The following is a 21152-nucleotide window of genomic DNA, read 5'->3' as shown; positions in this document are numbered from 1 at the left end:
GTATAATTCTTTCGTATTACTATAGCAATTGGAGTTATGCCTTCGTAACTACAAAAATTTATTGAAAGAGATTTTTTTGTTACAAAAAGAGGTTTATTATTAGTAGTTTTTTTCATTCATAGCTCTGATATGTTAAAATGATTAAGATATAGAGTAAACGGAGGATATTGCAGTGTATAAATATTATGGGCTAGCAGCTTTTGTAGCAATTATCGATCAACTATCAAAATGGAGTATCGTTAAAAACATGCAACTTGGTGAAAAAATTACGCTTTGGGATCCTTATTTTGGACTTCTTTCGCATCGTAATCGCGGAGCAGCATGGGGAATGTTGCAAGGACAATTTTGGTTATTTGCACTTGTTACGGTAGCAGTAATAATCGGTATTCTTTATTATTTTCATAAAGAAGCAAAAGGAAAGCCATTATTTCAAGCGAGCTTAATGTTCATATTAGGTGGAGCGATTGGTAATTTTATTGATCGTGTGTTTCGTGGTGAAGTAGTGGATTTTGTAAATGTACTAATCCCAGTTGTTAATTATGATTTCCCGATTTTTAATATTGCAGATGCAGCGCTAACAATTGGCGTTGTGATGTTGATTATTTATATGCTCTTTGAAGAGAAACTCAATCAGAAAAAGGTGAAGCAATGACAGCAGTAAGTTATACAGTAATGCAAGAATTGAATGGTGAACGTATTGATAAAGCATTTGCAGCAATGCAACAAGATTGGTCACGTTCTCAAATTCAAAATTGGTTAAAAGACGGAATCGTTATGGTAAATGATGAGCCAGTTAAAACAAAATATAAAGTCAAAGAAGGGGACGTTATTTCAGTAACGCCACCTGAGACAGAACCACTTGAAATAGTGGCCGAAGATTTAAATTTAGAAATCGTCTATGAAGATAGCGATGTGATTGTAGTTAACAAACCAAAAGGTATGGTTGTACACCCAGCACCAGGTCATGCAACTGGTACACTTGTGAATGGTCTAATGTATCACTGTCAAGATTTATCAGGTATTAATGGAGTTGCACGACCAGGTATCGTACACCGTATTGATAAAGATACTTCGGGTTTATTAATGGTTGCCAAAAACGATAAGGCACATGAATCATTAGTACAACAACTTGTGGATAAAACAGTAACTCGTCGCTATACAGCGCTAGTTCATGGTCATATTCCACACGATAAAGGGACAATAGATGCCCCGATTGGCCGTGATTCACGCGATCGTCAGAAAATGGGTGTTGTTGATAATGGAAAGCACGCTGTGACGCATTTTGCTGTTATCGATCGTTTGGGAGTGGATTACACGCTAGTCCAATGTAGACTTGAAACAGGGCGTACACACCAAATTCGTGTCCATATGAACTATATTGGTTACCCATTAGCGGGTGATCCTAAATATGGACCGAGAAAAACACTCGACTTTGGTGGACAAGTTCTACACGCCGGTGTATTAGGCTTTATACATCCTTCAACTGGTGAATATTTAGAATTTGAAGCGCCATTACCAGCGGATTATGAAGAGTTATTAAAAGAATTGAAAAGTAACTATTGACACTTTAAGTCCTAGAGTAATATACTTGTCATAGTGAAAAACTAAATATTCACCTTTAAAGACAGTCCAGAGAGGCTGAGAAGGTATGCGTGAAATGTGGAAAATCCTTGTGATGCAAGTTTTTTCGACATATCTTAAGTACACCTATATCCTCTTGGGCTAATTGCTCAAGAGGTTTTTTTATACCCATGATGAAAGGAGGAAAAAATAATGACACAAAAGGCGGTATTACTTGATGAACCCGCAATGAATCGTGCTTTGACTCGAATAGCTCATGAAATTATTGAACGCAATGAAGGTATTGATGAGTGTATTCTAGTCGGCATTAAAACGAGAGGCGCGTATTTAGCAAGAAGGTTAGCGCAAAAGATTAATAGGATTGAAGGTAAGGAAATTCGCACCGGAGAACTTGATATCACACTATACCGAGATGATTTATCAACGAAAACAGATAACGAAGAGCCGCTTGTACAGCAAGTTGATATTACAGACAACGTATCAGAGCAAAAAATCATACTTGTAGATGATGTGCTATACACAGGTCGAACAGTAAGGTCAGCAATGGATGCGGTCATGGACTTAGGAAGACCTTCACAAATCCAATTAGCTGTATTAGTCGATCGAGGTCATAGAGAATTACCTATTCGTGCTGATTATGTAGGGAAGAACATTCCGACATCAGGAAATGAAAGAATCGTAGTTAACATGGTTGAAGTTGATGCTACAGATTGCGTCACAATTCACGAATAAGTAAGGAAAAGAATGTGAGGATACCAGGATATGACAAACGCAGTATTAGATATAGATGAAAAACCAAAAGCACTCCAACTTGTTACACTAAGTGCTCAACATATGTTTGCGATGTTCGGCTCAACAATATTAGTACCTAAACTTACTGGTTTGAGCCCTGCAATGGCCCTTTTAACAAGCGGTATTGCAACGCTGATATTTTTATTAGTAACAAGATTTCAAGTCCCAGCTTACTTAGGTTCTTCATTCGCATTTATCACACCAATTATCTTTGTATCAAACACTGGTGGTGTTGGTAGTGCAATGATTGGAGCGATGTTCGTCGGTTTAACTTACGGCATTGTCTCATTACTCATTTGGAAAACGGGCTATAAATGGATTATGAAGATATTACCACCCATAGTAGTAGCACCGGTTATTATGGTTATCGGCCTCGGGCTTGCAACAGTAGCAGTTGATATGGCGATGAACATTCCAGATGGTAACGGTGGGAAAATATATAGCTTCCCAGACTTCTCTGCAGCGTTAGTTACGTTAGCAGCAGCCATTATTTGTACAATCTTCTTCAAAAATATCATTAGCACAATGCCAATTCTAATCGGTTTAGTAGTTGGTTATATATACTCAGCAGCAATCGGTATTGTTGATTATACGGCAATTGGACAAGCAAAATGGTTTGCACTTCCTGACTTCTTAATACCAGGAATAGACTATAAATTCAAAGTGACAAGCACATTGCTTCTAGCGATGGTACCAATCGTGATTGTCACGATTTCAGAACATATTGGACACCAATTAGTATTGGGTAAAGTTGTGAATCGTAACTACATTAAAGAACCTGGTTTACATCGTTCACTATTAGGTGATGGTTTAGGAACACTAATGAGCGCTTTCATCGGTGGACCACCGAAAACAACTTACGGTGAAAACATCGGCGTCTTAGTATTAACGAGAGTATATAGTGTGTACGTCATCGGTGGCGCAGCAGTCTTAGCGATAGTCATGGCATTCTTTTCAAAAGCAATGGCAGTTATCGAAACAATTCCAACTTCAGTGTTGGGTGGTGTGTCAATTCTATTATTTGGAATCATCGCATCTAGTGGTCTACGTATGCTAGTTGAAAATAAAGTAGACTTCGATGATAAACGTAACTTAGTCATTGCATCAGTTATCCTGATCTTTGGAATCGGTGGCGCAACATTGAAAATACCGCAAGTTTCTGACACATTTGCAATTGAGGGTATGGCCTTAGCAGCAATCGTCGGTGTCATTTTAAACTTAGTACTGCCAGGTCGCGATAAAGAAGTCGCTGATTTGGATGAATAATATTTAAATACTGTACCTTTTAACAGATTGCCCAGAGAGGCAAAGAAGGGTTATATAGATTCGAAAGCATGTGCAAAAGCGCTATGCTTATCCTGTCATATCCTTCCTCAGCCTCCCTACTAATCTAGGGAGGCTTTATTTATAAACTAGGAGGCTCATGATGAGAAACTTACTGTCAATGGATGAAGTATCAAAAGAAGAAATTATGCTAATTTTAAAGCGCGCTGCTGAATTTGAAGCAGGTGCGAAACCACAACTAGAGAAAGAATACTTTATTGCAAACCTATTTTTCGAGCCAAGCACAAGAACAAAAACATCATTTGAATCAGCAGAAAGAAAAATAGGCGCTACAGTAATTCCATTCGATGCAGGTTTCTCAAGCGTGCTAAAGGGTGAAACATTGTACGACACGGTAAAAACGATTCAACAAAGCGGTATCGATGCAGTAGTTATTCGTCATAAACAAGATGCATACTACGAAGAGCTTTTAGAAGGTTTAGACGTATCAATTATCAACGCAGGTGATGGTGCCGGGCAGCATCCTTCTCAATCTTTGCTTGATTTATACACAATTTTCAAAGAGTTCGGGAAGTTCGAAGGTGTCAATGTTACAATTGCAGGCGATGTTTCTCATAGTCGTGTTGCTAAATCAGATGCAACAGCACTTACTGCTTTAGGAGCAAACGTCAACTTTGTTTGTCCTCCAGAATGGCAGGGTGAATATGAGGCACATCAAGATTGGGATCAACTAATTGAAAAGAGTGATGTCATAATGTTACTTCGAGTACAACATGAACGTGAAGCAGCATATGATGGATTCACAGTTGAGTCATACAGAGAAAGATATGGCTTAACTGAGGAACGTGAAAAAATGATGAAGGATGGAGCAATTATTATGCACCCTGCACCGATTAACCGCGGTGTAGAAATTGATTCATCATTAGTAGAATGTGAGCGTTCAAGAATCTTCTCTCAAATGCGAAACGGACTATTCATCCGCATGGCAATATTAGAACATATTTTAAAGGGGCGAGGCTAATATGACAAAATTACTGAAAAATGTTCAAATGTTAAATGAACAAGGCGAGTTTCAATCAACAGACATCCTAATAGAGGGTGGAAACATTAAAGAAATCGGTGCTTCAATATCATCTGAGGCTGCTGAAGTAATCGAAGGTAAAGGTCTTGTCGTAGCCCCAGGATTTGTAGATGTACATACTCATCTTCGTGAGCCAGGTTTCGAACATAAAGAAACGATTGCAACGGGTACCGCTTCTGCAGCAAAAGGCGGTTTCACAACAATTTGTGCAATGCCTAACACAAAGCCAGTACCAGATTCAATTGAAAATCTTGACTACATAAATAGTTTGATTGAAGATAGTGCAGTCATTCGTGTTTTACCTTATGGGTCTTTAACAGTCGCACAATCAGGCGATAAGCGTACAAACTTAACGGATTTAAAAGCACATGGTGCAGTTGCATTCTCTGATGATGGTGTTGGCGTACAAGAAGCTGCAACAATGTTCGAGCAAATGCAAGATGCAGCAAAAATTGGGATGACAGTTGTTGCACACTGCGAAGATAATTCATTGATCTACGATGGTGTGATGCACGAAGGTACTCGTAATCAAGAGTTAGGGTTGCCGGGGATACCTTCTGTTTGTGAATCAGTGCAAATTGCTCGTGATGTTTTACTAGCTGAAGCAGCAGGTGCGCATTACCATGTATGTCACGTATCAACAAAAGAATCAGTACGTGTAGTGCGCGATGCAAAAGCTGCAGGCATTAACGTAACTGCAGAGGTTTGTCCTCACCATCTTCTGTTAGAAGAAATGGACATTCCATCAGATGATGCAAACTGGAAAATGAATCCGCCATTACGTGCGAATGATGACTTACAAGCATTACAAGAAGCATTACTTGATGGCACGATTGACTGTATCGCAACAGACCACGCACCACACACAGTTGAAGAAAAATGCTGTGGTATGGTAGGCGCACCATTCGGCATTGTCGGTTTTGAAACAGCATTCCCACTACTGTATACAAAGTTTGTTGAAACAGGTAAATGGACATTAAAACAATTAATCGATTGGATGGCTGCAAAACCTGCTGAGTTATTCAACTTACCATTTGGCAAGATTGAAGTTGGTGCATCAGCGGATTTAATTTTACTTGATTTAGATAAAGAGCAAACCATTAATGCTGAAGGTTTCGTATCAAAAGGTAGAAACACACCATTCAATGGATGGACAGCAAAAGGATGGCCGGTTATGACAATCTTTGAAGGTAACATCGTATGGGAGGAAGCACAATGACAAACAGAAAGTTAATTTTAGAAAATGGTATCGTATTTGAAGGACAAGCCTTCGGAAGTGACTTAGCATCAGACGGAGAAGTTGTATTTACAACAGGAATGACGGGCTATCAAGAAACGTTGTCTGACCCATCATTTGCAGGACAAATTGTAACGATGACTTACCCCTTAATAGGTAACTACGGTATTAATCGTGACGATTTTGAAACAATCGATCCTGCAATAAAAGGATTTGTAGTTCGTGAATTAGCGCAAACACCATCAAATTTCCGTTGTGACACAACACTAGATGAATTCTTCAAAATGAAGAGAATTCCTGGTATTGAAGGAATCGATACAAGAAAGTTAACTCGTTTGATTCGTGAAGAAGGTTCAATTAAAGCTACACTAACTGCTAGAGGTGAAGATGTGGATGTTGAAGCAGTAGTGGCAAAACTTAAAGCAACTACATTCCCTACAAACCAAGTAGAACAAGTTTCTACAAAAACACCATACCCAAGCCCAGGTCGTGGTAAAAAAGTTGTATTAATCGACTTCGGTATGAAGCACGGTATTTTGCGAGAGTTAAACAAACGTGACTGTGACGTTGTTGTAGTGCCTTACAATATGCCAGCGGACGAAATTTTAGCATTATATCCAGATGGTATTATGTTATCAAACGGACCTGGAGATCCAAAAGATGTACCAGTAGCAATTGAAACAATTAAAAATCTAATCGGAAAAGTGCCAATGTTCGGTATTTGCTTAGGGCATCAACTTTTCGCACTAGCTTGTGGCGCAGATTCATTCAAGCTTAAATTTGGACACCGTGGTGCTAATCATCCAGTAAAAGAACTGAAAACTGGACGTACTGAACTAACATCACAAAATCATGGATATGCAATCGATCCAGCTTCCCTAGAAGGAACTGGGTTAGAAGTTACGCACCTTGCATTAAATGACGGAACAATCGAAGGTTTAAAACATAAAGAACACCCGGTGTTCACAGTACAATATCACCCAGAAGCATCACCAGGACCAGAAGATTCAAACCATCTATTTGATGAATTTATAGAGTTAATGAATGTAGATACTAGAAAGGAGCAACACCATGCCTAAACGTCAAGATATTCAAACCATTTTAGTAATCGGCTCAGGCCCAATCGTAATTGGACAAGCTGCAGAATTCGACTATGCAGGAACACAAGCTTGTCTATCATTAAAAGAAGAGGGCTACCGTGTCATTTTAATTAACTCAAATCCAGCAACAATTATGACGGATACTGAAATCGCTGATAAAGTGTACATCGAACCAATAACATTGGAGTTTGTTTCACGTATTATTCGTAAAGAACGTCCAGATGCAGTCCTACCAACTTTAGGAGGCCAAACAGGCTTAAACATGGCTATCGAATTACATGAATCAGGTATTTTAGATGAATTAAACATCGAAATTCTTGGTACAAAACTTGATGCTATCAACAAAGCGGAAGACCGTGATTTATTCCGTAACTTAATGTACGAATTAGGGGTTCCAGTACCAGAATCAGACATTATCCACAACTTAGAAGAAGCACATGCTTTTGTTAATAAAATAGGTTATCCAGTAATCGTTCGTCCAGCATTCACACTAGGTGGAACTGGTGGTGGTATTTGTCATAACGAGCAAGATTTAAACGAAATCGTGACATCGGGTTTAAAATATAGCCCGGTAACACAATGTTTATTAGAAAAATCAATCGCAGGTTTCAAAGAAATCGAATATGAAGTAATGCGTGACTCGAATGACAATGCAATCGTAGTTTGTAACATGGAAAATGTCGACCCAGTTGGGATTCATACAGGTGATTCAATTGTAGTTGCTCCGTCTCAAACTTTATCAGATCGCGAATATCATATGCTTCGTAATGTATCACTTAAAATCATTCGTGCGCTTAAAATCGAAGGTGGTTGTAACGTTCAATTAGCCCTTGATCCACATAGTTTCAACTACTACATTATTGAAGTAAATCCACGTGTATCACGATCATCAGCACTTGCTTCAAAAGCAACTGGTTACCCAATTGCGAAGCTTGCTGCGAAAATCGCAGTTGGTTTAACACTTGACGAAATGATGAACCCTGTTACAGGTAAAACTTACGCTTGCTTCGAACCAGCACTTGACTATGTTGTTGCGAAAATTCCACGCTGGCCTTTTGATAAATTCGAAAATGCAAAACGTAACTTAGGAACTCAAATGAAAGCAACTGGTGAAGTTATGGCAATCGGCCGCAATTTCGAGGAAGCTATGTTAAAAGCAGTTCGTTCACTTGAAACTGGTCATAAACATATTGAAATGAAGAATTCTGAAGATTTATCAGATCAATGGATTGAAAAACGTATACGTAAAGCTGGAGATGAACGATTATTCTTCCTAGGAGAAGCGTTACGTAGAGGCGTGACAATCGAAACTATCCATGACTGGAGCCAAATCGATTTATTCTTCTTAAATAAATTTAAAAACATTGTCGATTATGAAACGGTATTAAAAGATAATCCTCATGACAAAGCAGTATTGCGACAAGCAAAACGTATTGGATTTGCTGATGAAACAGTCGCAAAACTTTGGAATGCAACAGAAGATGCAATCTATGATTTCCGTAAAGAAAATGGTATCGTGCCAGTTTACAAAATGGTAGACACATGTGCTGCAGAATTTGAATCAGAAACACCATACTTCTACGGAACATACGAAGATGAGAACGAATCAAAAAAATCAGATCGTGAATCTGTAATCGTCCTTGGATCAGGTCCAATTCGTATCGGACAAGGGGTAGAGTTTGACTACGCAACAGTACACTCAGTATGGGCGATTAAAGAAGCAGGTTATGAGGCAATCATTATTAACTCAAACCCAGAAACAGTTTCAACGGACTTCTCAATCTCTGATAAGCTTTACTTTGAACCATTAACAATTGAAGATGTTATGCACATCGTTGATCTTGAACAACCAAAAGGTGTTGTCGTGCAATTCGGTGGGCAAACAGCTATTAACCTAGCAGATAAATTAGAAGCACGAGGCGTGAAAATCTTAGGAACATCACTAGATGCAATAGACCGCGCTGAATCACGTGATCGTTTCGAGGAAGCATTAAATGAAATCGGTATCCCACAACCAATGGGTAAAACGGCGATTTCTGCAGATGAAGCGATTGTTATTGCTAAGAGAATTGGATTCCCAGTTTTAGTGAGACCATCATATGTACTTGGTGGACGCGCAATGGAAATCGTTTATAACGAAGAAGAACTACAATATTACATGGAGCATGCAGTTGAAGCTAGTCCAGAGCACCCAGTATTAGTCGATAGATATTTAACTGGTACAGAAATTGAAGTAGATGCGATTTGTGACGGTGAGAACGTCTTAATTCCAGGTATTATGGAGCATATCGAACGTGCAGGTGTTCACTCAGGTGACTCGATTGCAGTATATCCTCCGCAACAACTGTCTCAAAAACATATTGATACATTAACTGACTATACAACCCGTTTAGCAAAAGGGTTGGAAATCAAAGGATTAATGAACATCCAATATGTAATTTCTGATGACGAAGTATATGTTATTGAAGTAAACCCGCGTGCATCTCGTACAGTACCGTTCTTAAGCAAAATTACGAACTTACCAATGGCGAACATTGCAACAAAAGCGATACTTGGTCAATCAATTGTTGAACAAGGTTACCCTACTGGCTTAGCGCCGATTCAACAAGGTGTTTACGTGAAGGTACCTGTATTCAGCTTTGCGAAACTTCGTCGTGTAGACATTACATTAGGACCTGAAATGAAATCAACAGGTGAAGTAATGGGTAAAGACAGCACACTAGAAAAAGCACTATATAAAGGTCTAGTAGCAGCTGGTATGGATATTAAGGATCACGGTTCAGTATTAATGACGGTAGCAGACAAAGATAAAGACGAAGCAATTGCTTTAGCTAAACGCTTTACAAATATTGGTTACAGTATCTTAGCAACACCAGGAACTGCGAAAGCAATTGAGGAAGCAGGTTTAAAAGTAAGCGTTGTTGATAAAATTGGATCAAATGGTCCTACTCTTCTAGACGTTATCCAAAATGGCGGTGCGCAATTAATCGTCAATACATTAACAAAAGGAAAACAACCTGCACGTGACGGCTTCCGTATCCGTCGTGAATCAGTAGAAAATGGGGTCCCATGCTTAACATCTCTTGATACTGCAGAGGCAATGCTTCGAGTAATCGAATCTATGACCTTCACAGCTGAAGAAATGCCTAAGCAGGAGGTGCGAGGATGATTCACCAAGAACGTATGCAAGTTGTACGCCAACAGCAAATCGCAGAGGATATTTTTGAGCTGACCTTAACTGGTCAGCTAGTCCTTGATATGAAACAACCAGGTCAATTTGTCCATGTACGTGTAACGGATACATTTGAACCATTACTTAGAAGACCAATTAGTATTGCATCCATTAATCATGAACTATTGCAGTTCACAATGATTTACCGTGCAGAAGGTCGTGGAACAACAATCTTATCAGCAAAACGACCAGGTGAAGAAGTAGATATACTTGGACCACTAGGACACGGTTTCCCTGTAGAAGAAGCAGAATCAGGTCAAACAGCACTTTTAGTTGGTGGTGGAATTGGGGTTCCTCCTTTGTATCAGCTTTCAAGAGAATTGCATGCAAAGGGAGTACGTACAATTCACGTACTAGGCTTCCAATCTGAAAACAATGTCTTTTATGAAAAACAATTTTCCGAGTTAGATGACACTTATATCGTAACAGCTGATGGTAGTCAGGGAACAAAAGGATTTGTCACAGACTTATTAAAAGATAAAGCACCTTCTTTTGATGTTTTTTATAGCTGTGGACCAACGCCAATGCTAGCAGCATTAGAGCAAACTTATCCAGATAAAAAAGGTTTCCTATCCTTTGAAGAACGCATGGGCTGCGGTATCGGAGCTTGTTTCGCCTGCGTATGTAATACAACAGATGCAATTGATAAAGAATACTTGAAGATCTGTTCTGACGGTCCAGTCTTCCCGAGAGGAGTGGTGAAGCTATGAATAGATTACAAGTCGAATTACCAGGCTTATCATTAAAAAATCCAATTATCCCAGCTTCGGGGTGCTTCGGATTTGGACAAGAATATGCACAACTTTATGATCTATCTCAGTTAGGCGCAATCATGATTAAAGCTACAACATTAGAAACGCGCTCTGGTAACCCAACACCACGTGTTGCTGAAACAGCAGCGGGTATGTTGAATGCCATTGGCTTACAAAATCCAGGGCTAGAGCATGTGTTAGCACATGAACTTCCTTGGTTAGAAAAATATGATGTACCGATTATTGCAAATGTGGCTGGAACAGAGACTGCTGATTATGTAGCCGTAGCAGAAGCTATTTCAAAAGCGCCAAATGTACATGCGTTAGAGTTGAATATTTCTTGTCCAAATGTTAAATGTGGCGGGATTCAATTCGGTACAGATCCAAAATCAGCAAGTGACTTAACAGCTGCAGTAAAAGCTGTGTCAGATGTACCAGTCTATGTGAAGCTATCACCAAATGTAACAAATATTTCTGAAATTGCTAAAGCTGTAGAAGCAGGTGGAGCAGATGGTATTACGATGATTAATACATTGATCGGTATGCGTCTACATCCGAAAACGGGAAAACCAATTATTGCTAATGGTACCGGAGGCTTATCTGGTCCGGCTGTAAAACCAGTAGCAATTCGCATGGTCCATGAAGTAAGCCGAAACGTCAATATTCCTATTATTGGAATGGGTGGAGTTGCAACTGCAGAGGATGTTATCGACTTCCTATCTGTGGGGGCTAGTGCTGTAGCAGTAGGTACTGCAAACTTTGTGGATCCATTCGTATGCCCAAATATTATTGAAGCATTACCACAAAAGCTAGATGAATTAGGTTATGACAAAATAACAGATGTAATTGGAAGGAGCCACCGCTAAATGAATAATAAGCCTATTATCGCGTTAGATTTTTCTGATGAACAGAAAGTAATGACATTTCTTTCTCAGTTCAACGAGCCACTATTTGTGAAGGTGGGTCTTGAGCTTTATTTACAAGAAGGGCCAGACATCATTCGCAAAATTAAAGCGCAAGGTCACGACATATTTTTAGATTTAAAATTGCATGATATTCCAAATACGGTGAAATCAGCGATGAAAGGCTTAGCAAAACTAGGTGTAGATCTAGTCAATGTCCATGCTGCAGGCGGCTCCAATATGATGGCGGCTGCTCTTGAGGGTCTAATAGAGGGAACTGAGGCCGGCAAACAGCGACCAGCTTTAATTGCGGTAACTCAGTTAACTTCAACGACTGAAGAGCAAATGCAAAACGAGCAAAAAATCAATTTATCATTAGATCAATCAGTACTGCATTATGCCAAATTAGCACAATCAGCGGGTCTAGATGGTGTAGTTTGCTCTGTACTTGAAGCAAAAGCAATCAGCGAAATATGTGGGGAAGGCTTCTTAAAAGTAACACCAGGAATTCGTATGGCTGGTGGTGCTGCACATGATCAAAAACGTGTTGCTACACCTGATTTCGCACGTCAAGAAAGTTCAACGCAAATCGTAGTAGGGCGTGCAATAACACAAGCAGAAAATCCAGTTGAAGCGTACCATGCTGTACAACAATTATGGGGAGGACAACAATAATGACAATTCAAAAAGACGTAGCACAAGGCATGTTAGAAGTAGGAGCGGTAGAATTAAGTCCGAATGATCCGTTTACTTGGGCTTCAGGTATTAAATCACCAATCTACTGTGATACACGTTTAACGATATCTTATCCAAAAGTACGTACAACAATTGCAAACGGCCTTGCAGCGCTTATTAAAGAAAACTTCCCAGAAACAGACGTAGTAGCTGGTACAGCAACAGCGGGGATTCCACATGCAGCATGGGTAAGTGATATTTTAGACTTACCAATGGTATATGTACGTTCAAAACCAAAAGAACATGGTCGTGGTAACCAAACAGAAGGGAAACTTTCAACAGGTCAAAAGGTAGTTGTAGTAGAAGATATTATTTCAACAGGTGGCTCAAGTATTACAGCTGTAGAAGCACTTCGTCGTGAAGGGGCAGAAGTACTTGGTGTTGTGTCAGTTTATTCATATAAATTACCACGTGCTGAACAAGCCTTTGAAGAAGTTGGTGTTCCTTACTATAGCCTATCAAACTTCGAAGCGTTAGTTGAAGCGGCAAAAGAATCAGGTGCTATTAATGAATCAGACATTCCAGGTTTACTGCAATGGCATGAGGATTTAAAAGCCGGGAAATTAAAGTAATATCTTAAATATAGGCATTCAAAAAACTAGCTTGAGAATTGAATTTGGCACTGACCTAAAAATATGAGACAAATAAAAACACCTTTCGTTGAAAAAATGGGTATCCTACCTTTAAAAACCAACGTGGAGGTGTTTTTTCTATGGGGACAAGAGTCAGTTATCCAGTAGAAATTAAAATGAAGGCAATTGAGATGAGGTTAGCTGGGATTCCTGTAAAGCAAGTATTAGAAGAGTTGAATATTCGTAATCACAGTCAATTAAAAACATGGTTGAAATGGTATCGAAATGGTGAATTACATCGGATTGAACAGCCAGTGGGTAAACAATATACCTTCGGTAAAGGCCCTGAATATGGAAGTGAAACCGCAAAGTTACAAGCTGAAAATCGTTATCTAAAACAACAGATTGAAGTATTAAAAAAGTACGCAGAGTTGGAGAGGAAGTGGTCTCAAGAGTCGTAGTTCAATTAGTGGAGGAGTTAAAAGGAAGAATGTCAATTGGTGAAATCTGTCTTCATTTAGGAGTTGCCCGTTCGTCTTACTATCGTTGGAAAGCAAAAGTTCATACGCAAACACCAAAGGAGCTTCGAGACCAACAAATTGGTAACTTGTGCAAGCTACACAAATTTAGATACGGTTATCGAAAAATCACAAAATCATTAACAGGTATTAGTGAGAAAACAGTGCAACGTGTGATGCAAAAATATAACTGGCAGTGCCGTGTAAAAGTAAAGAAACGTAAACGTACGGGCCAACCAGCTTACATCGCTCCCAATTTATTAGCCCGCAATTTTAGTGCAACAAAACCATTAGAGAAGCTCGTAACAGATATTACCTACTTGCCTTTTGGACAAACCATGATGTATCTTTCAAGTATATTAGATCTGTTTAATGGCGAGATTATTGCACAAACTATTGGGTCTAAGCAAGATACAGCCTTTGTTTTAGATACGCTCAATCAATTACCTAATTTACCAGAGGGCTGCATTCTGCATAGTGATCAAGGATCTGTATATACATCTTATGTATATCAAAAAACAATCAAAGAAAAGGGAATTACCATGAGCATGTCTTGTAAAGGCACGCCCGTTGATAATTCCCCAATCGAAACGTTTCACTCCTCGCTAAAGTCTGAAACGTTCTACCTCGACGAAATTTACCGCACGACAAATACGCGCGTAATAAATATGGTCGAAGAATACATTTATTATTATAACAATATCCGGATTAAAACGAAATTAAACAGCCAGTCGCCGGTACAATATCGTCAACTGGCTGCAAAATAAGGTGTTTTCTTATTGTCTCAAAAATGATACTCAGTGCCTTTCTCTCATGCTAGTTTTTTTTATGTTCAAAATTCTAATTCGAATTAAGAGGATATTTTTCATGGAAATAAAATAATTGGGAAAAAATGTTGCTAAATTATAGAAAATGTTTTAAAATCAATTAAACCAATGAGTTAACTAGGAATATTAAATAGATTTCTTATCTAGAGAAACTGAGGGAATTGGCCCACTGAAGTTTCAGCAACCCCTATTGTTTAGGAAGGTGCTAAATCCAACATGATTGCATGAAATCATGAAAGATAAGAGTTGAATTAGCTCCCCCCTCAACTCTCTTTCTAAATTATGTAGAAAGAGAGTTTTTATTAGAAGTCGTTTATTCCGCAATTGGTTAATAAAAAACGAGAGAGGTTTTAAAGATGGTACAAAGAATTGATGGAAAACAAGAGAAGTTTGTATTGAATGGAGCGACACAAGTAGGAAGTGTCATTTTAAAAGTAAAGGATCTGGAGCGTCAAATTGCATTTTACGAAAATGTAGTTGGTCTTGATGTATTAGAGAGAAATATACAACATGCTAAGTTTGGTGGAAAAGGTAGTAACACAGTTATTTTTGAATTAGAAAAAACAGCAGAAAAATTACAACCAGCTAAAAGTACAGGTTTATTCCATACAGCATTTTTATTACCAAGTAGAGAAGCGTTTGCAACGAAATTTTTTGAAATTCTGCGAAATAAGGAAACGATTGATAGTCCAGTAGAACAGGCTTCACGTTTTCCGCACTTTGAACGCTTTATCCCGATTGCTAGATTAGATAGTGCAAGTGATCACGGATATAGTGAGGCGTTTTATCTGTATGATATTGAAGGAAATGGTATTGAGATATATGCTGATCGTAATCGTGAAGATTGGGATAAGTATCCAGGTGGTAGTAATCCACTTAACTTTAAAGAATTAGCTCCGTTAGCTGATTTTGAAACAGATGGTAAATTACCAACAGAAACAATTGTTGGCCATGTCCATTTGCGAGTGGCGAATATAGAGGAATCGGTAGATTTCTACGTCAATACATTAGGTTTTGAGGAACAGGTAATTATTGATACAGCATTCTTTATTTCGACAGGTGGCTATCATCATCATATTGCAGGAAATGTATGGTCGGGTGAGGAACTTCAAAAGGCGGAAAAGAATGAATCAGGATTGAAAGAAGTAAGGTTTAAATTACCGACCACAGAAGATTTTGAAACAGCAAAAAAATATATTAAACAACAAATACAAATTCAAGATTTGGGAAATGAGTTTGCGGTAGAAGACCCAAGTGGTAATCGTATTGTTTTTGAAATTGCATAAAACAATAAAAGTAAAATCGTTATAGAAGGTGACAAAATGAAGTTTGATTTTATGTATTTTTTAGAATCGCTACCTCAATTATTGAAGTATGTATATATCACATTAGGTGTTTCTGTGGTATCAATGATTATTTCATTCTGTATTAGTATTTTGCTTGTTCTCATTGATCGTAATCGAATAAAAGTGTTATATCCATTATCTCGATTATATATTTCGTTTTTTAGAGGGACACCATTACTTGTGCAGTTATTCGTTTTATATTTTGGACTTCCTCAGATTTTCCCTGAGATGGCTGTTATAACTTCCTTACAAGCAGCTTTAATTGGTCTAAGCTTAAATAATGCAGCATATTTATCTGAAATTTTACGTGGTTCGTTAAATGGAGTGGAGAGCAATCAAATGGATGCTTGTTTGTCTGTAGGAATGACAAAAATGCAAGCCATGAGAAAGGTGATTTTTCCGCAGGCTATTCGAGTAGCAGTTCCTGCACTTGGTAATAATTTTATTGGGCTGATTAAAGAATCCTCTTTAACGTTTGTATTAGGGTTAGCGGAAATTTTAGCTCATGCCAAAATGCTTGCTGCAGAGTCTTATCTTTATATGGAAAGTTACTTAGCTGTTGCAATTATCTACTGGGGATTAACCGTTATTATTGGTTGGCTACAGAGACGATTAGAATATCGCTTAGAAGTACCTTACCAGTAATTAAGGAGTGAAAAAGGATGATTAGTGTTCAGAATCTTCATAAATCATATAAAGATAACGAAGTATTAAAAGGAATTTCTTTAACTGTGGAAAAGGGTCAAGTTGTAGCGATAATAGGGCCATCTGGATCAGGTAAGTCGACTCTATTAAGATGCTTAAATGTTTTAGAACAAGCGAATAAAGGGCAAATAATAATTGATGATGTAGCAATAGATGTCGCTAATTTAACAAATAAAAAGGCACAATTATTAAGGCGTAAAACTGCTATGGTTTTTCAAAACTATAGCTTGTTTAAAAACAAAACTGTAAAAGAAAATATTACGTTACCGTTAATTACCGTACAGAAAAAGTCACAAGTGGAAGCAGAAAGTATTGCCAAAAAATTACTATTACAAGTTGGTTTATCTGAAAAAGAAAACTATTATCCAAATAGTTTGTCGGGTGGTCAGCAACAACGCGTAGGGATTGCTAGAGCTATCGCTCTAAATCCTTATGCAATTTTGTTTGATGAACCTACTTCAGCACTCGATCCAGAACTAGTAGGGGAAGTTCTACAAGTAATTCAAAACCTAGCGCATTCGAATATGACTATGATTGTAGTAACTCATGAAATGTCATTTGCAAGACAGGTTGCTGATCATGTTGTTTTTATGGCGGAGGGTTCAATTATTGAACAAGGAACTCCTGAAGAGATTTTTAATAATCCAAAGCAGGAAAGAACACAGAAATTTTTACAACAATTAAGTAGTAGAAACCAGTTAGTGGATAAGGAGTTGGTAGTATGAAATTCAAAAAAATATTGTCATTTATAATGGTTTTTACAGTAGTTGGGGTATTAGCTGCATGTAGTTCAAAGGATTCTTCTAACAGAGAGAATTCTGTGAAAGCGGATGAAAAGGTTCTTAATGTTGGGACAGCTGCTGGAAGAAGTCCATTTATCTATCAAAAGGACAATAAAGTAATTGGTTATGATGCGGATGTTATTGAAGCGGCTGCAAAAAAGGCAGGATACAAAGTAAAATGGACAACGGCTGATTTTGAGGGATTATTTGGATCATTAGATTCAGGTCGTATTGATACAATTGCAAATCAATTATCAGTGACAACTGAGAGAGAAGAAAAATATACATTTACCGTACCGTATCTATATTCAGGATCAGTATTTGCGGTAAAGGCGAATAACGATAATATTAATTCGATTGATGATTTAAAAGGTAAAGTGGTTGGGGTAGGTTTAGGGACAGCTGCTGAAAAAGAATTAAAAGATATAAATAAAAACAATGACTTTACGATTAAAACATTTTCTGAGGACCCTACAGCAGAATTGAAGGAAGTATCATTAGGACGTGTTGACGCGTATTATAATGATCAAGTACAAGTGAATACGACGATTGAAAAAGCTAAATTGGATGATGTGAAAATAGGATTTGGTCCTACATCATGGGGAAATATTGCATTTCCATTTACTACTGATAGTAAAAAGGTAGAAGATATTTCGAAAGCTTTACAAGAATTAACAAATGACGGTACATTAAAAGAAATTTCAGAGAAATGGTTAGGCATTGATGCAACGAAGAAGCAATAAAAGTTTATGAGTAAAAGGGGATGTCTAAAAAGTCCCAATAATAAAAGTACTGGTAGAAAACAATTTGTTTTTTCATCGGTACTTTTTTTATTTATCTTGTTGGTGAAAGTGGCTGGAGAATTCAAGCTACTTTCAGTAGTTTTGGGCCATTGCCGCAATTTCAAACTCCATTATGACTTTACTTAAGCCACAGAGTGAGAAGAAGAACAACGACCAATCGGATTAATGCGTAAAATTTTTGTTTCACTGCGTATAAATAGTACTTTCACTTTCGTAACCTGCATCAGCATCGAGTTTTTTGGGAAATAGTAATGATGGACCTTTTAACATCACTTTATGTGGTATAAAACATCAAGTATCGTTTGGTCGTTGATGCATTTTCAAGCCTAGTAGAACTGGTAGTGGAAAACGGTTGATGCGAATAAAAGGATAGGTGTAATAGTAGTTGCCGTTTTAAAACATATATTTTTATCTAGGTAGAAAAGTTTGATAAAAATCCTGTTGAATGCAGGAATTTATCTTATTTTCACTATAGTTGCAAGCTTCTTTAAAAAGGATCCTATATCCTGCTAATTAGTTGTTTTTTTGTTTGCTACTAATAACGGATTGACTGTTTCCCTTTTATCAAATTTATTCAAAAGCTACACCGCTTTGTTCATGAATAATAATTTCTTTTAAAAAATAACTGTGGCCATTGCCCAAAACCTCCTGGAAGTAACTCCATAGGCCGATTTGGAAATCGTGGACAAGCACCACCTTGAATTAGTCCGTTCATTATAAAGGGTTAGGTGTGAATCGGAAAGAATGAAAAACTCAGTAAAACGATAAAACTAGTTAATTGAAGTGCAGGCGGCGACTCCTTGGGAACTAGGGAACATCTTGAGACCCCGCAGGAGCGTTAGCGACGAGGAGGCTCAAGGTTCGCCCCCAGGAAAGCGACGGCCGGAACGGAAATTAACGGCATCGAAGAAAAAGCCATGGCAAACGGTTAATCGTTTCCGCCATGGCTAAAATTCATTTTATGGACTTTTTCAGTACCCTCGTTTTTCATACGAGTTTTTTGGAGGCTTATTAGAAGCCCTCTTTTATTTGTTCTTGAAAGTTATTTTAACTTCATAATCAGTTCTTCATCAGGCGTTACATAAAGAGTCTTTTGCTCAAAATAGATAACAAAGCCTGGTTTTGACCCGTTTGGTTTTTTTACCTGACGTATTTCAGTGTAATCTACTGGTACTGATGAAGATTCACGTGCTTTACTAAAATAGGCTGATAAAGTTGCTGCTTCTAGTAAAGTTTGTTCATCTGGTTCAGATGAGTGAATAACGACGTGAGATCCTGGGATATCCTTAGTATGCAACCAAATTTCAGATTTACGTGCAATTTTAAATGTTAGATAATCATTTTGTTTATTGTTTTTGCCAACTGAAATTTCAATGCCAGTGGAAGATTTGAATTTCTCTGGAGCTGGTTTAGTTGGCTTTTTACGACGTTTAGAAGCACGTAGTTTCAAGTAGCCCTGTTCCGCTAACTCTTCACGAATCTCCTCTATATCAGCAGGTGCAGCTTGTTGTACTTGTTGCGAAAGCATTTCAAAGTAAGCTAAATCTTCCTTTGTTTTATCAAGTTGCTCCTGAACCATTATAAGAGCGTTTTTTGCTTTATTGTACTTAGTATAATAACTCTGTGCATTTTCAACAGGTGTTTTTCGTTCACTAATTGGGATTGTGATTTCTTCACTGTCCTCACTATAATAATTAACAACATTGACTACCTTTTGCCCTTTTTCAAAAGCATACAAGTTGGCCATTAATAGCTCGCCGTATAATTGGAATTGGTCTAAATTGTTAGCTCGATCTAAATCTTTTTGTAGTTTTTTTAATTTTAATTTGAGCTTGCTTATTTCATTTTGTAACCAACGCTCTAAATCCCCAGCTTGTTGTTTTACGCGGTCCCTCTCAGCTCTTGCAAAGAATACGCGGTCCAGTAGAGTGCTTAACGTTGAATAGCTTGTATGTTCACCAACTAAATGAGTTAATGCCACTGGTGAAAAGTATGTTTTTCCATTTACTTCAGTATAGGTTGGTGAATTTCCACCAATTTCGAATTCCTCTATAAATGATGAGAAGATGTCGGCTATCGGTTGCTCCTTAGTTGCACTTCTAGATAATAACTCAGTAGCATGTAACGGGGAGAAGCCGGTAAAATGCTGTACGATTTCTTGTGTATTCTTTTCTTCGGCAAAGAATAGTTGCAATGCTTCAGAACTTACTGTTTTAGGATCTTCCTTGTCCTGTTCAGGTGGTGTGATAAAAGGTTGACCAGGTAAGACTGTACGGTAGCTATTCATAGCAGGTGGTAGATGCTTTAAGCTATCAACGATTTTGTCTGTTTCTTTGTCGACTAAAATTAAATTGCTATGTCGACCCATGATTTCTGCGTGTAATTCTCGTGTAATTGGATCGCCAATTTCATTTTTACTAGCAATTTTAAAAATGAGGATTCGATCTGCACCTTGTTGACGGATTGATTCAATAAATCCACCCTCTATATGTTTACGAAGTAGCGAGCAAAACATAGGTGGTTCCGGTGGATTTTCGATTGTTTGTTCTGTGATATGAACACGTGCATAGGAAGGGTGAATTGAAAATAGTAATTTATGATTTCCGCCATTAGCACGAATATGTAAAATAATTTCTTGGGTGTTCGGTTGATGCACTTTCGCGATTCGGCCTGTTACTAACTGTTGTAACTCTTTTGCCATTGCGATTGTAAATAAACCATCATAAGCCATAAGTGATTCCTCTTTCAAAACGTTTTGTTCTATCTTACCATTTTTTTTGTCTAAATAGGTAAGCGGAGCTTTTGTAAAATATAGTTCTTCGTGATTGATGACTATCAGTTTTAATTATTTTTTTGTTCTATTAAATGAACTTCTAACAAATCTGCAAGGCACAACTTGTTTT

Annotated in this window: 18 protein-coding genes and 1 riboswitch; of the genes, 17 read left to right on the top strand and 1 reads right to left on the bottom strand. The window is 37.9% G+C overall.

Annotated features, from left to right (window positions below; translation table 11 throughout):
* Window positions 1-172 precede the first annotated feature (172 nt).
* The 17 genes from lspA (at window position 173) to ACZLO7_RS17695 (ending at window position 18189) form a co-directional block, all read left to right on the top strand.
* A complete protein-coding gene (gene lspA, locus ACZLO7_RS17775) occupies window positions 173-652 on the top strand; it encodes a signal peptidase II (protein WP_464937732.1) in 480 nt (159 codons plus the stop codon).
* Entirely contained in the window at window positions 649-1563 is a 915-nt protein-coding gene (locus tag ACZLO7_RS17770; RefSeq protein WP_464937731.1) for an RluA family pseudouridine synthase, read from the top strand. Before lspA ends, ACZLO7_RS17770 begins: the two co-directional genes overlap by 4 nt.
* 210 nt (window positions 1564-1773) lie before the next feature.
* Window positions 1774-2313 carry a bifunctional pyr operon transcriptional regulator/uracil phosphoribosyltransferase PyrR gene (gene pyrR / locus ACZLO7_RS17765; RefSeq protein ID WP_053417522.1) on the top strand — a complete coding sequence of 180 codons (540 nt, stop codon included), beginning with the start codon at window positions 1774-1776 and terminating at the stop codon, window positions 2311-2313.
* Window positions 2314-2343: 30 nt separating this feature from the next.
* A complete protein-coding gene (locus ACZLO7_RS17760) occupies window positions 2344-3639 on the top strand; it encodes a uracil-xanthine permease family protein (protein WP_464937730.1) in 1296 nt (431 codons plus the stop codon).
* A 160-nt stretch (window positions 3640-3799) separates the two neighbouring features.
* Window positions 3800-4678, top strand: a complete 879-nt coding sequence (locus ACZLO7_RS17755) for an aspartate carbamoyltransferase catalytic subunit (RefSeq protein WP_464937729.1) — start codon at window positions 3800-3802, stop codon at window positions 4676-4678.
* Window position 4679: 1 nt separating this feature from the next.
* Window positions 4680-5957 (top strand): dihydroorotase, encoded by a 1278-nt coding sequence (gene pyrC / locus ACZLO7_RS17750; protein ID WP_464937728.1) that lies wholly within the window; start codon window positions 4680-4682, stop codon window positions 5955-5957.
* Window positions 5954-7054 (top strand): carbamoyl phosphate synthase small subunit, encoded by a 1101-nt coding sequence (locus ACZLO7_RS17745; protein WP_464937727.1) that lies wholly within the window; start codon window positions 5954-5956, stop codon window positions 7052-7054. The genes pyrC and ACZLO7_RS17745 overlap by 4 nt, the downstream gene beginning before the upstream one ends.
* Window positions 7047-10244, top strand: coding sequence for a carbamoyl-phosphate synthase large subunit (gene carB / locus ACZLO7_RS17740; protein WP_464937726.1), 3198 nt, complete (start codon window positions 7047-7049; stop codon window positions 10242-10244). The genes ACZLO7_RS17745 and carB overlap by 8 nt, the downstream gene beginning before the upstream one ends.
* Entirely contained in the window at window positions 10241-11017 is a 777-nt protein-coding gene (locus ACZLO7_RS17735) for a dihydroorotate dehydrogenase electron transfer subunit (protein WP_464937724.1), read from the top strand. Before carB ends, ACZLO7_RS17735 begins: the two co-directional genes overlap by 4 nt.
* Window positions 11014-11925: a dihydroorotate dehydrogenase gene (locus ACZLO7_RS17730; protein ID WP_464937723.1), complete on the top strand. Its 912-nt coding sequence runs from the start codon at window positions 11014-11016 to the stop codon at window positions 11923-11925. Before ACZLO7_RS17735 ends, ACZLO7_RS17730 begins: the two co-directional genes overlap by 4 nt.
* On the top strand, window positions 11926-12636 hold the full coding sequence (gene pyrF / locus ACZLO7_RS17725; protein WP_464937722.1) for an orotidine-5'-phosphate decarboxylase: 711 nt from the start codon (window positions 11926-11928) through the stop codon (window positions 12634-12636).
* Complete coding sequence (pyrE, locus tag ACZLO7_RS17720; protein WP_464937721.1) at window positions 12636-13268, top strand: orotate phosphoribosyltransferase; 633 nt, start codon at window positions 12636-12638, stop codon at window positions 13266-13268. The genes pyrF and pyrE overlap by 1 nt, the downstream gene beginning before the upstream one ends.
* 140 nt (window positions 13269-13408) lie before the next feature.
* Window positions 13409-14553, top strand: a protein-coding gene (locus ACZLO7_RS17715) for an IS3 family transposase (protein WP_511261359.1) whose coding sequence is annotated in 2 segments (ribosomal slippage) — window positions 13409-13682 and window positions 13682-14553 — 1146 coding nt in all. Because the reading frame shifts where the segments join, the coding sequence is not laid out codon by codon here.
* A 196-nt stretch (window positions 14554-14749) separates the two neighbouring features.
* Window positions 14750-14859: riboswitch (SAM riboswitch) on the top strand.
* Window positions 14860-14969: 110 nt separating this feature from the next.
* Entirely contained in the window at window positions 14970-15899 is a 930-nt protein-coding gene (locus ACZLO7_RS17710; RefSeq protein WP_464937322.1) for a VOC family protein, read from the top strand.
* 36 nt (window positions 15900-15935) lie between these two features.
* Window positions 15936-16604, top strand: coding sequence for an amino acid ABC transporter permease (locus ACZLO7_RS17705; RefSeq protein ID WP_464937323.1), 669 nt, complete (start codon window positions 15936-15938; stop codon window positions 16602-16604).
* A gap of 17 nt (window positions 16605-16621) precedes the next feature.
* Window positions 16622-17389, top strand: a complete 768-nt coding sequence (locus ACZLO7_RS17700) for an amino acid ABC transporter ATP-binding protein (protein ID WP_464937324.1) — start codon at window positions 16622-16624, stop codon at window positions 17387-17389.
* Window positions 17386-18189 carry a transporter substrate-binding domain-containing protein gene (locus tag ACZLO7_RS17695; protein WP_464937325.1) on the top strand — a complete coding sequence of 268 codons (804 nt, stop codon included), beginning with the start codon at window positions 17386-17388 and terminating at the stop codon, window positions 18187-18189. Before ACZLO7_RS17700 ends, ACZLO7_RS17695 begins: the two co-directional genes overlap by 4 nt.
* A gap of 1102 nt (window positions 18190-19291) precedes the next feature.
* Here the strand turns inward: ACZLO7_RS17695 and ACZLO7_RS17690 are convergent.
* On the bottom strand, window positions 19292-20980 hold the full coding sequence (locus ACZLO7_RS17690; protein WP_464937326.1) for an Rqc2 family fibronectin-binding protein: 1689 nt from the start codon (window positions 20978-20980) through the stop codon (window positions 19292-19294).
* Window positions 20981-21152: the final 172 nt, after the last annotated feature.

The sequence above is a fragment of the Viridibacillus sp. d25.2 genome, assembly GCF_055456015.2.
This window is presented reverse-complemented; position numbering and strand designations above follow the sequence as displayed.